General features: G+C 63.6%; 14 protein-coding genes. 3 read left to right on the forward strand and 11 right to left on the reverse strand.

Features of this window, described 5'->3' with window-relative positions:
- Positions 1–252: 252 nt before the first annotated feature.
- Positions 253–933: a Crp/Fnr family transcriptional regulator gene (locus FBY10_RS31270; protein ID WP_131699959.1), complete on the forward strand. Its 681-nt coding sequence runs from the start codon at positions 253–255 to the stop codon at positions 931–933.
- 111 nt (positions 934–1,044) lie between these two features.
- Here FBY10_RS31270 and FBY10_RS31275 read toward each other — a convergent pair whose 3' ends face one another.
- From FBY10_RS31275 to FBY10_RS31315, 8 genes are all read right to left on the reverse strand, one after another.
- Positions 1,045–1,512 carry an SCP2 domain-containing protein gene (locus FBY10_RS31275; RefSeq protein ID WP_131699958.1) on the reverse strand — a complete coding sequence of 156 codons (468 nt, stop codon included), beginning with the start codon at positions 1,510–1,512 and terminating at the stop codon, positions 1,045–1,047.
- On the reverse strand, positions 1,506–2,396 hold the full coding sequence (locus tag FBY10_RS31280) for a U32 family peptidase (RefSeq protein ID WP_131699957.1): 891 nt from the start codon (positions 2,394–2,396) through the stop codon (positions 1,506–1,508). The genes FBY10_RS31275 and FBY10_RS31280 overlap by 7 nt, the downstream gene beginning before the upstream one ends.
- 10 nt (positions 2,397–2,406) lie before the next feature.
- Positions 2,407–3,402 (reverse strand): peptidase U32 family protein, encoded by a 996-nt coding sequence (locus tag FBY10_RS31285; RefSeq protein ID WP_131699956.1) that lies wholly within the window; start codon positions 3,400–3,402, stop codon positions 2,407–2,409.
- Positions 3,403–3,411: 9 nt separating this feature from the next.
- Positions 3,412–4,644 carry a gephyrin-like molybdotransferase Glp gene (gene glp, locus FBY10_RS31290; RefSeq protein WP_145338878.1) on the reverse strand — a complete coding sequence of 411 codons (1,233 nt, stop codon included), beginning with the start codon at positions 4,642–4,644 and terminating at the stop codon, positions 3,412–3,414.
- Complete coding sequence (gene moaB / locus FBY10_RS31295; RefSeq protein ID WP_145338879.1) at positions 4,641–5,195, reverse strand: molybdenum cofactor biosynthesis protein B; 555 nt, start codon at positions 5,193–5,195, stop codon at positions 4,641–4,643. Before moaB ends, glp begins: the two co-directional genes overlap by 4 nt.
- Before the next feature lie 85 nt (positions 5,196–5,280).
- On the reverse strand, positions 5,281–5,928 hold the full coding sequence (pdxH, locus tag FBY10_RS31300) for a pyridoxamine 5'-phosphate oxidase (protein WP_131699953.1): 648 nt from the start codon (positions 5,926–5,928) through the stop codon (positions 5,281–5,283).
- 643 nt (positions 5,929–6,571) lie between these two features.
- Positions 6,572–7,003 (reverse strand): hypothetical protein, encoded by a 432-nt coding sequence (locus FBY10_RS31310; protein WP_145338880.1) that lies wholly within the window; start codon positions 7,001–7,003, stop codon positions 6,572–6,574.
- 9 nt (positions 7,004–7,012) lie between these two features.
- Positions 7,013–8,203 (reverse strand): NnrS family protein, encoded by a 1,191-nt coding sequence (locus FBY10_RS31315; protein ID WP_145338881.1) that lies wholly within the window; start codon positions 8,201–8,203, stop codon positions 7,013–7,015.
- A gap of 251 nt (positions 8,204–8,454) precedes the next feature.
- Between FBY10_RS31315 and FBY10_RS31320 the strand changes: the two genes are divergently transcribed.
- On the forward strand, positions 8,455–9,138 hold the full coding sequence (locus tag FBY10_RS31320; RefSeq protein WP_053134436.1) for a Crp/Fnr family transcriptional regulator: 684 nt from the start codon (positions 8,455–8,457) through the stop codon (positions 9,136–9,138).
- A complete protein-coding gene (locus FBY10_RS31325) occupies positions 9,135–9,326 on the forward strand; it encodes a protein DnrP (RefSeq protein WP_090403099.1) in 192 nt (63 codons plus the stop codon). Before FBY10_RS31320 ends, FBY10_RS31325 begins: the two co-directional genes overlap by 4 nt.
- On the opposite strand, the gene FBY10_RS31330 is transcribed toward FBY10_RS31325, so the two are convergent.
- The 3 genes from FBY10_RS31330 to FBY10_RS31340 all read right to left on the reverse strand — a co-directional run bounded on the left by FBY10_RS31330 (position 9,320) and on the right by FBY10_RS31340 (position 13,120).
- Entirely contained in the window at positions 9,320–11,161 is a 1,842-nt protein-coding gene (locus FBY10_RS31330; protein ID WP_131699950.1) for a nitric oxide reductase activation protein NorD, read from the reverse strand. The genes FBY10_RS31325 and FBY10_RS31330 overlap by 7 nt on opposite strands.
- Before the next feature lie 93 nt (positions 11,162–11,254).
- Positions 11,255–12,676, reverse strand: coding sequence for a cbb3-type cytochrome c oxidase subunit I (locus FBY10_RS31335; protein WP_131699949.1), 1,422 nt, complete (start codon positions 12,674–12,676; stop codon positions 11,255–11,257).
- Positions 12,677–12,679: 3 nt separating this feature from the next.
- On the reverse strand, positions 12,680–13,120 hold the full coding sequence (locus FBY10_RS31340; protein WP_027607193.1) for a cytochrome c: 441 nt from the start codon (positions 13,118–13,120) through the stop codon (positions 12,680–12,682).
- Positions 13,121–13,334: the final 214 nt, after the last annotated feature.

Below are 13,334 nucleotides of genomic sequence, written 5' to 3' on the forward strand. Positions count from 1 at the left end.
GATTTACGCATATCCAAACACCTCAGATTTGGGCGCTATCATAGCGCCCGATTGAAGTGTCCAAAATCATTAGGCCAGTTCAGCTTGCCCCCGATAGCGCCGGGTCAGTTAAAAAATAAGTGACTGACACTCCCTCATCGGGGGCAAGCCCCCTCTCACATTTTTCACACAAACCCCGCAAGAGGTACCCCCACAGAGGCATATCAACCCCGCACCAAGCCCCCTACGCTACCCCATTGCGGAGGCCCAAACATGCTCACCCATCCCCACATCGTCCTGACCCTGCGTCGCCATCACCTGTTCAGTCAGCTCCCGGAAAAAACCTTCCAGGACGTCTGCACTCTGGCCAATCTCAAGCGCCTGCCCGGCCATGCGCCCTTGATGCACCAGGGCGACGCGGCTGAGCGTTTTTTCCTGCTGGTCAGCGGCCAGATCAAGTTGCATCGGGTCACGGGTGAAGGCCAGGAACACCTGGTGGAAGTCATCCAGCCCGGCCAGACCTTTGCCGAAGCGCTGCTGTTCACCCAGGCCAAGGCCTATCCGGTGAGCGCCACCGCGCTCAAAGACAGCGTGCTGGTCAGCATCGAAGGCCAGCACTACCGCCGGGCCCTGGAAGACCAGCCGAAAATTTGCCTGGCAATCCTCGCCAGCATGAGCATCCACCTGCACCAACGCCTCAAGGACATCGACACCCTGACCCTGGCCAACGCCAGCCGCCGGGTGATCAACTTCCTGTTCCAGGAGCGCGATGCGCTGAGTGGCGAGGTGGTGCTGCAAGTGCCCAAGCGCCTGGTGGCGTCGAAGCTGGGGATCCAGCCGGAGACCTTTTCAAGGATCCTGCACCGGCTGGTGGAAGGCGGGTTGATCGAGGTGCAGCGGCGCACCATTCGGATCGTGTGCGAAGAACAGTTGATGGGTTACCAGGCTGGTTGATTCAGTGCCCCCGATGGCGTCGGGTCAGTTAGCAAATAAGTGACTGACACGCCCTCATCGGGGGCAAGCCCCCTCCCATATTTTTGACCGAGTCCGGCCCAAACAAACCGATCAAACCACCACCCCCCGCCCCGCCCGCTCCAAGTTCCGCCACAACCAAGGCGGCAACACATCCGGGTCCAAACTGTCGATCAAATTCTTCAACCCCAACCCCAACTCCGTATCCCCCTCAATCACCAACCGGCGCCGAAAGAACAACGTATCCGGATCTTCCTGCCGGCTGGCGAGCAACAAGAACTCCCGCCAGTTGCCACTGATGCTTACCTGCGCCTCGGCCTTTTGCGCAATCCGCAACCCGTCCCGCGCCAAGGTCAGGTACCAGCACAACCCCAGGTCAGGAATACGCAAACACATCCAACGCCCACGCAGCAGGTCAAACCCACCGTCGCGCAGGGGCTCGGCCAGGCAGCGGTTGAGGGCTTGCTGCAAGGCCAGACGCTGCACGCCAAACGGCACGCGGCGGATCAATGGCAACAACCGGTCGGCACCCTTGAGCAGCCATTGTTTACGACTCAACACAGCCCCACCTCCTCAACCCGCAACATGCCCGCCTGGCCGTGCCAATAGCCGTTGCAGCCATCGACATACAGCGGCGGCGTGGCACCCTGGCGCACGTGGTCGAAGGCGCGCACCACCTCGACCATGCCTTCGGCCCGGGGGCTCAGGCGCAACAGGTTCGCACCACAGGACACCAGGCCGGGGTAATCGGCCAGCAGGTTGGTAACGTCGGCCGACATGGTCTGAATGCCGTTCAAGGTGAACAACGCCTGCCCTTCCTGGCTGGTCAGCGCCATGCCGTCGGGGTAGTTGATGCAGCAGAACTGGCAGTCGTCCTTGGGGCGGTTCTCTGCACGGGCGGTGAAGCAACGCGCCGAGTAGGCCAGGGGCAAATGGCCGTAGGCGAAGATTTCCACCTCGGGCAATGGCCGGCCCAATTCGCGCACCTGTTCCAGCACGTCGGCGATCAGGCCCTGGGAGCACTCCACCGGCGGCACCCAGCGTTGCATGCCCGCGTCGAGCAGTTGCACCAGCGCGTGACCGTTGTAGAGGTTGAGCGCCGGGCCGCCGACAAAGGGCAGTTTGCGCTCGATCAGCATCTGCACCGCGCCCATGTCGTTGGCCTCCACCAGCAACTCGCCGTTGTCACACAGGCGGCGCAGGCTCGAGAGTTCGGAGGCGGCTTCGATCAAGGTCAGGCTCGACAACACGATCTGCGCCGAGCTGTAGGTTTGCAGCTCCCGGCCCAGACCCAACCAATGATCCAGGGAGAACGCGCGGCGTTTGGCGCACACGGTTTCGCCCAGGTAAATCACGTCCAGAGGCAAGCCGGCCATGTCCGAGTAGAAGCGCCCCAGGTGTTCCTTATCCCAATAAAACAGCACCGGTCCCAGGCTGAGTTTCATCTGTGTCTCCTCACTGCCATGCACGATGGTAGGCGCCGAGTGTGGTCTGGCTGCCTTCGGATAACCCGGCCAGCACCTGGCGCCATTGGTCCTTGACCACAAAGCTGGCCGGCGCGCTGCGGTGGGCGTCGAGCGCGGCGCGCCAGACCCGGGTGACTTGTTCCACATACGCCGGGCTGCGTTGCCGGCCTTCAATCTTGACCGCTTCGACACCGATGGCGCTGAGCTCCGGCACCAGGTCGAGGGTGTCGAGGCTGGTGGGTTCTTCGAGGGCATGGAAGCGCTTGCCGCCGACCAGGAAGCGGCCCTTGCACAGGGTCGGGTAGCCGGCGGGTTCGTCGGGCGTGTAGCGGTCGATCAGCACGTCGCTCAGGCGCGCGCTCAAGCCCTCGGCATCTTCGCTCCAGCGCACCGCCTTGGCCGGCGAGCACACGCCGCACAGGTTGGGCGACTCGCCGGTGATGTAGGAAGACAAGTGGCAACGCCCCTCGGCCATGATGCACAGGCTGCCAAAACCGAACACTTCGATGGGCACCGGGCTGCTCGCCGCCACCTGTTTGACCTGGGCCAGGGACAGCACACGGGGCAATACCGCGCGGCGAATGCCATAGCGTTCGGCATAGAACTTCAGCGCCGCCGCGTGGGTGGCCGAGCCCTGTACCGACAGGTGCAACGCCATGTGCGGATGCTGGCGGCTGGCATAGTCGAGCACGCCGGGGTCGGCGGCGATCAGGGCGTCCACGCCGTGGTCCGCCGCGCGGTCGACGGCGCGTTGCCAGCGTGCCCAGATCTTCGGTTGCGGGTAAGTATTAACCGCCACGTACAGCTTGCGCTGGTGCTGGCGAATAAAGGCGACGGCACCGTCGAACTGTTTGTCGTCCATGTTCAACCCGGCGAAATGCCGGGCATTGGTGTCATCGCGAAAACCGACATACACCGCATCGGCGCCTTGGCGCACGGCGGCTTTGAGCGCAGGCAGGTTGCCTGCCGGGCAGACCAGTTGCATGGGGGCTCCTCAGAGAAATTCAGCGAAAGACACAAACGGCACCGGTTCATCCTTGAGCACCTGATGCTCACGTTCGACGATCACCAGGCCATCGGCCCAACAGGCGGCGGTCAGCATCGCCGAGCTTTGCTGGGGGTGCAGCACGGCGCGCAGTTGCCCGTCCTCGCCGGGGCTCAGGCGTGCGCGCAGGTACTGGCGGCGCTTATTGGGCTTGAGCCATTCAAACGCGGCCGGCACCTGGATCGGCACCGGCAGCACCCGCTCCATACCTTGGGCGCGCAGCAGGAACGGACGCACCACCACCAACGCGGTGATCAGCGCCGCCGACGGGTTACCGGGCAGGCCCAGCCACGGTTTGCCCGCCACTTCGCCAAACGCCAGGGGCTTGCCGGGCTGAATCGCCAGGCGCCAGAAGTCCACGCGGCCGAGTTCTTCGATGGCCTGCTTGAGATGGTCCTCCTCCCCCACCGACACACCGGCAGAGGTCAGCAACAGGTCGCATTCGGAAGAGGCCAGGGCCAGCGCATCACGGCTGGCGGCCAGTTCATCCGCCATCACGCCGTAGTCGTGCACGTCCACGCCCCAGCCACGCAATAACGCGGCCAGGGCATAGCGGTTGCTGTTGTAGATCTGCCCCGGCACCAGCGCCTCGCCCGGATCACGCAGCTCGTTGCCGCTGCTGAGCAGGCACACCCGCAGCGGGCGATAGACTTTCAACCGAGGGATGCCGGCCGAGGCCAGCAAGCCGATGTCCTGGGCGCGCAGGCGCTTGCCGACGGCGATCAGGGTCTGCCCGCGCTGCAGCTCTTCACCCTGCTTGCGCACATGCTCGCCGAGACGTACCGGCGGGCACCAGATGCGCTGGCCGTACAGGCGGCAACGCTCCTGGGGCACCACCGTGTCAGCACCAGGCGGTAGCGGCGCACCGGTAAAGATGCGCACGGCCTGCCCGGCCTGCACGCTCACCTTGCTGTGCTGGCCCGCCGCAATGCGCCCGGCGAGCATCAGGTAGCCGCCTTCGGCCGGCACGTCCTCGGCGCGCAGGGCGTAGCCGTCCATGGCGCTGTTGTCGAAACCGGGCAAATCCAGAGGTGAGAACAACTCTTCAGCGACCACTCGCCCCAGCGCCTGCTCCAGGCCAATCACCTGGGTGCTCGGCGGTGGCGGCGCCTGGGCCAGCAGCGTGGCGATGGCCTCGTCCACCGGCATCAGGTGGCCGCTGTCACACACCGAGGCACTCATGAACGCGACTCGCAGGCTTGCAGGATTTGCTCAGGCTGGGGCTTGAGGTGCGGCACGAAATTGCACGGGCCCGTGCGGCTGTCCAACTGCCCCGCCAGGATCTGGTCCCAGCCGGTGCGACACGCGCCCGGCGAGCCCGGCATGCAGCACACCAGCACGCCGTTGCTGATGCCGGCCAACGCGCGGGACTGCAAGGTGGAGGTGCCGATCTCGGCCAGGGACACCTGGCGGAACAGCTCACCGAAGCCTTCGACATGTTTGTCCAGCAACGGCAACACCGCCTGGGGCGTGTTGTCACGGGCAGTGAAACCGGTGCCGCCGGTCATCAGCACCACTTGCACCTCGGGGTCGGCGATCCACAGCGAGACTTGCGCACGAATCTGGTAGACGTCGTCGATCACCAGGCCACGGTCGATGAGCACATGCCCGGCACTTTCGAGGCGGTCCACCAGGGTCTGGCCGGAGGTGTCGGTGTCGAGGGTACGGGTGTCACTGATGGTCAGCACGGCGATGTTCAGGGGCACGAAAGTGCGTTGTTTCAAATGGGCCATGATCAAGGCTCCAGGCGTGAAGAAAGTTGCCGTCAGCCTGCGCCGCAACGGGCGCAGGGCCTATTCCTCCAAGGAGGTATCTCGTTCAGGGGGCCAGGCGCGTGCGCTGCCACGTGCCGGCATGCAGGCGGTAGTCGAGACGGTCATGCAGACGGTCGGGCCGGCCCTGCCAGAATTCGATGCGCTGCGGTTGCAGGCGGTAGCCGCCCCAATGCTCGGGCCGCGGCGGTTGCTGCCCGGCGAAACGCTCGGTGACGTCACGCAGGCGGCTTTCCAACTCGCTGCGATGGCTAAGGGGCTGGCTTTGCGGCGAGGCCCAGGCACCCAATTGACTGGCAGCCGGGCGCGCATCGAAATAATCGTCCGACAGCTGCGCCTCCGCCCGCACCACCGGGCCTTCGATACGCACCTGACGCTCCAGCCCCGGCCAGAAAAACGTCATGGCCGCATGGGGATTGCTCGCCAACTCCTCACCCTTGGCACTCTGGTAATGCCCGAAAAAGAAAAAGCCCTCGGCACTGAAACCCTTGAGCAGCAGGATGCGGCAATGCGCATGGCCCTGGCTGTCCACGGTGGCCAGCGCCATGCTATTGGCCTCCGCCGGAGGCACCTCGGTTTTACGCGCCTGATCCAGCCACTGGCCGAACAGCACCAAGGGATCGTCCTGCACCAAGTCATCACGCAGGCCATAAAGGGTGTAGTTGCGGCGCAATTGCGCAAGAGACAGGGGCATGACACGGTCCTCCAGAAAGTTCGCCACAGTGTGGGAACTACCGCGCCGTTATCCCTTGACCACGATCAACATTCGCCCGTGGCATGACGCCGCATGTGATTGCTTGAGGTGTGGGGGGCTACACAACGGATCGCGTTGCTGTTGCTCTGGCTCTGGCTTTTGATCTTGATCTCAGGCGCCCCGTCAAACACGCTGGCCGAACGCAGGCTTTGGAGCGTGGGTAACCCGGCAGGACGCCGGGTTAGCCGCGCTGGGCCAAGGATGGCCCATCGCGGCGGCCCACGCTCCAAAGCCGGAGTGAGGGCACACCGAGCCTAAGCGAGGTGCCGAGTGTTGGGGCGAGGACCTTTTGGTTACTTTTGGGTCCCTCCAAAAGTGACCCGCTGTAAGAGCGGAACCCTAAGTGGCCGTTACCGCAGCAACGGATATGTACTCGGTCTGATCCCAAATCCTGGTCGGCTGTCATGCCGCCATCGGGAGCAAGTCGAATCGTCGCACCGCCCCTCCCACATTTGATCTCTGCACATCAGGTAGATATCAATCTGCTCTGGATCTCACTCCATTACCGCAGCAACACCCGCGCGACCACATCCGCCTGGAGAACGACGTGTTGTTCATCCAGACACTGAAGCCCGCCGCCTGATCAACGCAACATCAGCTTGGCCACGATCACAATCACCACCATATGTCCCAGGATGCTGCGACGAATCCACGTCGCACGCCTCGGGCTCAAGCGCTGGTGACTCAGCAGGTACGCCAGCCACAGGTAATGGCCGATGATGCTCAGGGCCAGCAGGATTTTCAGGCTCAGCAGCGCCGCGAAATGGCTGGCCCAGGGCACCGCCAACAGCCCGCGATAGTGCCAGGCCAGGCCGATGCCCGCGCCGTACAGCAACACCACCACGCCGTGCAGTACCTGGCGCGAACGCCGTGCAATGGCGTGGTCGGAGGTGAACTGCGCGGACCAGGCCAGTTCCTCACGGGCTCTGTGCCAGATCACCACTTCGAAAAACAGCGTGCCGATAAACGCAATCGCCGCCAGCAGATGCACGATCAACAAGGTGGAATAAAGCATGACGTCCTCCTAGCCTGGATGCCCATCGACCCGTGCCTGCCACAGCATCGGGCCATACCGCCACAGGTACAGGCCGAGCCCGACGGTCCAGCACACACCCGCCAGCCACAACGCGGCCATCGGCAACAGCAGTACCAGCGCCACCCGGCACACACATGCCAGGTTCAGCAGCCCAAAGGCCAGGGTCATCCCTGCGGGCGGCTGCAACGGGCGGCCGGTGTGGCCCAGGCTGACGCGGGCGATCATCGCCAGGATCAGCCCGGCCATGGCGCCGATGGTCAATGCATGCACGGCCAGGCTGGGATTGAGGGGCGCGCCGAAGTGCCACAGCGCCATGCCCAGGCAGGCCACAGCGAGCCAGGCGTACGCCAGGTGCAACGACCAGAGCAACGGCACCCGCCACAGCCCGCGATCATGCCAGCGCACCAGGCGCAATAAGTGCCCCAGTCCAAGGGCGGCGAACAGCAGGCCGATCCCTGGGTTGGCGGCCAGCGCAGGCCCGGCGGCATACAGCACGGCGACCAGCAGCGAAGCCCCGAGCAACGCCCGGTCCAGCCATGGCCAGGGTTTGACCGCCTCGACCCGGCCCAGACCGCGCTGGGTGAAAAACGGAATCACCCGCCCGCCGATCAGGCCCATCATCGCCGCCACCAGCCACAGGCCGGTGAGCACCGCCTGGCGTTGCAGGCCTGGGTCATTGCGCAGCAAGCCATACAGCGACAGCGCATCGGCCACGGTCAGCAGCGCCAGCACCAGCACGATCGGGTAGTTGCGCTTCTGGCGTACCTGCCACAGGGTCCAGCCCATCACGCCGGCCACGGCCAGGGGGAAGGTCAGTTCCAGCACCGCCAGCAGCGGCCAGTGCAGGTTGAACAGCCACCCCAGGCGCGCGGCCAGCCACACACCGGCAAGCAGCGCCAGGGCATTGCCGCTGATGCCTGGGCGGCCGGTCCAGGTCTGCACTGCCGTGAGCAGGAAGCCGGCGATGATCGCCAGGCCAAAGCCGAACAGCAGTTCATGCCGATGCCAGGCCAGCCAGCCGCCGGCGGGTTGCCAGGTGCCGAGGTGCCCGCCCAGGGCCAGCAGCCACAAGGGGATTGCCAGCGCCGCCAATACACAGGCGCCGAGGAAGAATGGCCGGAAGGCCAGGCGAAACAACGGGGTAATCGACATTGCCTTGCGCCGATCGAGCACTTGCATAACACGGTCTCCCTTCAGGACTGCGGCAATCTTGCGCCGATGGGCGTGCGTTGCCCTTGTCGTAGATCAAGTCGCTATCGGGGCCAAGGGATTACCCTCGCGCCTATATCCACACCGCACCCCGGAGCCATGATGAAAAACGCCTATGTCCCCCTCGCCTGGTTTGTGATCCTCGGCTCCATGCTAGCCGCCGCCAGCGGGCTTTCGCTGGTGCTGGTGTGAACGCACCACTGCTGTTCAAGGAACCGGGCATGGTGCTGCATCGCGTGCACCACCAGATCCTGCGCAGCCATCACCTGTTCGAACCGCTGAACGACGAAGAACTCAACGAGCTGATGGGCAACAGCCAGTTGCTGAGTATCGACAAGGGCGAGCCGCTGTTCCGCCAGGGCGAACCGGCCGATGCGTTTTACTTCGTGATTGCCGGTGCGGTGAAGATCTACCGCTTGACCCCCGACGGCCAGGAGAAGGTCTTCGAAGTGATCGGCGAGCGCCAGACCTTCGCCGAAGCCATGATGCTGATGGACACCCCCAACTACGTGGCCTGCGCCGAAGCGGTGTGCCCCACCCAGTTGTACCGTTTGTCCAACGCCACCTACATGCGCCTGCTGCACAGCAACAGCCGCCTGACCTTCGCCCTGCTCGGCACGTTGTGCGTGCGCTTGCACCAGCGGGTCAACGAGATCGAAACCCTGTCACTGAAGAACGCCACCCACCGCGTGGTGCGCTACCTGCTGACCCAACTGATGCGCCTGCACAGCACCGACGCCACGTTCGAACTGCCCATGGCCAAGCAGTTGATTGCCGGGCACCTGTCGATCCAGCCGGAGACCTTCTCGCGGATTATCCGGCGCCTGATCGATGAAAAAATCATCACCCAGGACGGACGCCAGATCGCCATTCTGGACCGGCTGCGCCTGGAGCAATTCGAGTGAAAACCTGCCTGTACTGCCAACAGCGCAATGCCGACAAGCATGAGCAGTGCACGGATTGCGGCATGGCCCTGCCCGCCTCGGACGCCGGCGTACAGGCCCTTCGCTTGAGGCGTTTCCAGTGGTTCTGCCTGAGCCTGACGCTGTTTTGCATCGCGATGTTCTTCTGGTTGCCGCGCGACTTCTACTGACCCTCGGTCAGTTGCCGGTACAGCTGGGGCAACCGCAGCGGCAACTGCTCCGGTTGACGGATCAGGGTGTAGCCATGAGCACCGAACATGTAGGGCAAGTAGTCCCCGGCCTGTTTGTCGATGGTGATGCAGAACGGAATCAGGCCCTGGCGCCGCGCCTCGACCACTGCCTGACGGGTGTCTTCAACCCCGTAGCGGCCCTCATACAAATCCAGGTCATTGGGTTTGCCATCAGTCAGTAGCAACAACAACTTGCGCCGCTGTTTGCACGCCCCCAGCAGGTGGGTGGCTTGGCGAATAGCGGCGCCCATGCGCGTGTAGTAACCCGGCTTGAGCGCCTGGATACAGCCACGCGTGCGGTCGTCATAGGCTTGCTCGAACGTCTTGAGCTGTTGCAGGCGCACCTGATGGCGGCGCAGGGACGAGAAGCCATACAGCGCAAACGCATCTCCCAACCCGGCCAGGCTTTCACCAAACAGCAACAGGCTGTCACGGATCACGTCGATGACCTTTTGCTCGTCGTTCAAATGCGCGTCGGTGGACATCGACAGGTCCGCCAGCAGCAGGCATGCCAGGTCTCGTCGTGTGTGACGCTGCTCCTGGTACAAGCCGCGTTCGGTGCAGGCGCCGTGTTGGCGTTGCACGTGGAAATCCACCCAGGCTTGCAGGTCCAGTTCCGCGCCTTGAGGTTGCTGGCGCAGCCATTGGCGGTCGGTGCGCAGTTGCTGGAATTGACGGCGCAGGCGCTGGGCCGGGCCGAGTAATCGGGCCGGTAACGGTTGCGGTGCATCGGCACGTGGCTGCATCAGTTGCAGATTGACGAAACCAGGTTGCAGGCATTGTTGACGGTAGTCCCACTCGGGCAGCTTGATGCCCTCGCCGAGGGGGATGTCATCGACGTCGGCGGGCGGCAGGTCGAGGTGCAGCTTCAAGCCGCCGCTCTTGCGCACGCGCTGGCGCGACAGGCTCAACTGGTCGAGGTCTTCGGCGACGCGGGCGGCGTCCGGGTCCTCACTGTCGTCGGCCCAGCGATCGAGGTCGACGTGCTCGGTCCAGCTGAACAGGTTTTCCAGGCGCACCACCAGCAGGCCGCCATCGCGACTGTGGTCATCCACACGGCTGGCGCGTTTGGGCGCGCCCTGCTGCTCCCCGGACGGGGTGGCGAGGTCGTCGGCGTCGTCTTCAAGGTCGACGGCCTGGGGCGTGTCCAGGTGCAATGGCGGGTAAAGCCATAAGGGCAACGGCCAGGCGGCGCGTTCGCTGCGGGGTAAATGGCGCACGCTGCCGGGCTCGCGCAGGGCCTTGCGCAGGGCTTTTTCCAGGGCGGCTTCAGCGGGGCTCAGGCTGGCGGGGTCGGGGCGCAGCGTGATATGGGCGTCCACCAGGCGCTGGTAGCTGGACAGCAGCGCCGGGTAGCGTTGCAGCAGCAGCCAGGTCCAGCGTTGGTTGTCCCGGGCCCAATGGGTCATGGGGCCTGCATGGGCGGCCAACAGCGCCAGCCAGCGGTACAACTCCAGATTCAACGCGACGGTGGGGTACACCGCCAGGCTCGACGGCAGGCGCAGACGATTGCCATCGCAGGAAGCCAGGGGTGCGTGCTTGCAGGTGCCGGCGATGCGCATCAACAGGTTGCGGCGCAGCAGCAGGTCGCGTTCGCTGGCGGCTTCGAGGGCGATCCCGCTGGCACCGCCCAAGGCGCGGAACAACACGGCCAGGCTGCGCTGGCGGTCGACCAGATCGACCCGCGCGTGCGGAAAATCGACACTGGCGCGGCGGGTGATAAAGCGGTGCCAGGCACTGCCGACCCACTCTTCCAATTCAAGGGTAAAGGCCATGGGATGGGCTCCAACTGTTTGATATTTGACAGGCACACTGCAGTCCAAATGTGGGAGGGGCACCGCCCCTCCCACATTTGGACCGCGTTACCTTCAGTAGACGATCGCCACCGGTGCTCCAGCCATCCGGGCGCGTTGCCGGAAGCTGCATAGGTAGCAGACCAGCCCAAGCAGGAACACCACCCCACTGACCAACCGTGCCCAGAACAGTCCCTGCAAATGCTCCACCGTGGCCATGAACGGCAAGGCCACCCCGTCCACCTGCCAGCGTTGCAGCCAGACTTGCACGGCCCCGGCGGCGGTGAGGAACAGCGTGATCATCACCATCGACAGCACCATCATCCAGAAGCCCCAGATTTCGAGGGTTTGCGAACGCGCGTCCGGCGCTTCACCGATACCGCGCAGGCGTGGCATGGCGTAGCTGATCAGTGTCATCACGATCATGGCGTAGGCACCGAAGAACGCCAGGTGCCCGTGAGCGGCGGTGAGCTGGGTGCCGTGGGTGTAGAAGTTGACCGGTGCCAAGGTGTGCAGGAACCCCCACACGCCCGCGCCGAAGAACGCCGTGACCGTGGTGCCCTTGGCCCACAACGTGGCCGCGCGGTTGGGGTGCTGGCGCCGACGTTGCTTCACCATGGTGAAGGCGAACATCACCATCGCCAGGAACGGCAGCGGCTCCAGGGCCGAGAAGATCGAACCAACCCACAGCCACACTTCAGGCGCACCGATCCAGAAGAAGTGGTGGCCCGTGCCGATGATCCCGGTGATCAAGGCCATGGCGATGATCACGTACAGCCATTTTTCCACCACTTCACGGTCGACGCCGGTGACCTTGATCAGCACGAAGGCCAGCATCGAGCCCATGATCAGCTCCCACACGCCTTCGACCCAAAGATGCACCACCCACCACCAGTAGAACTTGTCCCGCGCCAGGTTGCCGGGGTTGTAGAAGGAGAACAGGAAGAACACCGCAAGGCCTATCAGCCCGGTCATCATCACCATGCTGACGGTGGTCTTGCGGCCCTTGAGCAGGGTCATACCGATGTTGTACAGAAAGCCCAGGCACACCACCACGATGCCCATTTTAGTGATCGTCGGTTGCTCCAGGAACTCGCGCCCCATGGTCGGCAGCAGCTCGTTGTGGGTCAACTTGGCCAGCGCCGCATAGGGCACCAGCAGGTAGCCGAGAATGGTCAACACCCCGGCGGCAGCGAACACCCAGAACAGAATGATCGCCAGTTTCGGGCTGTACAGCTCGCGTTCGGCCTCCTCGGGTATCAGGTAGTAGGCCGCGCCCATAAAGCCGAACAGCAGCCACACGATCAGCAGGTTGGTGTGGACCATCCGTGCCACGTTGAAGGGGATCAACGGGAACAGAAAGTCGCCGATGACGTATTGCAGGCCCATGATCAAACCGAACAGCACCTGACCGAGAAACAGGATCAGGGCGAACACAAAGTAGGGTTTGGCCACGGCCTGGGATTGGAATTTCAAGTATGGATTGGCACTGCGCATGGCTCAGCCCTCCTTGTTCGGTGGCCAGTTATTGGTATTGATCTTCGAGCTCCATTTGAGGAACTCGGCCATATCGTCCACCTCCTGGTCGCTGAGATTGAATTGCGGCATGGCCCGCCGCCCCGGTACACCCAGGGGCTGCATCTTCATCCAGGCATGCAGGAACGGCTTGAACCCTTCTTCGCCGCCCCGGCGCTTGAACACATTGCCCAGCTCCGGCGCGAAATAAGCGCCCTCGCCCAGCAAGGTGTGGCAGCCGACGCAGTTGTTGCGCTCCCAGACGCCTTTGCCGCGAACGACAGATTCGGTGAGTTGGTCGACGTTGCTGCGGGCGGGAAAGGTTTGTTCGGTGTGGTAGGTCAGGGCCAGGAAAATCAGGAAGAAGAACACGCTTCCTCCGAAGTAGATATTCCTGGCCATGCCCTTGGTGAAGGTCTCTGACATGGTCGCTTCCTCATTGCTTGGCCAGGGGATGATAGGGAGGTGGGGGGTGGAAACTGCTTGATGGCGATCAAGAAATGTTGATGGTTTTGGTGGGGTATTTTTTTGTGGGGTTGGGTTGGGTACATATCCGTTATTTAGGTAACGGCGGCTTAGGGTTCCGCCCTTACGGCGGGTCACTTTTGGAAAAGAGCCCCAAAAGTAACCAAAAGGGCTC

It is taken from the genome of Pseudomonas sp. SJZ103 (assembly GCF_007828335.1).
In the GTDB taxonomy this organism is placed as follows: Bacteria; Pseudomonadota; Gammaproteobacteria; order Pseudomonadales; family Pseudomonadaceae; genus Aquipseudomonas.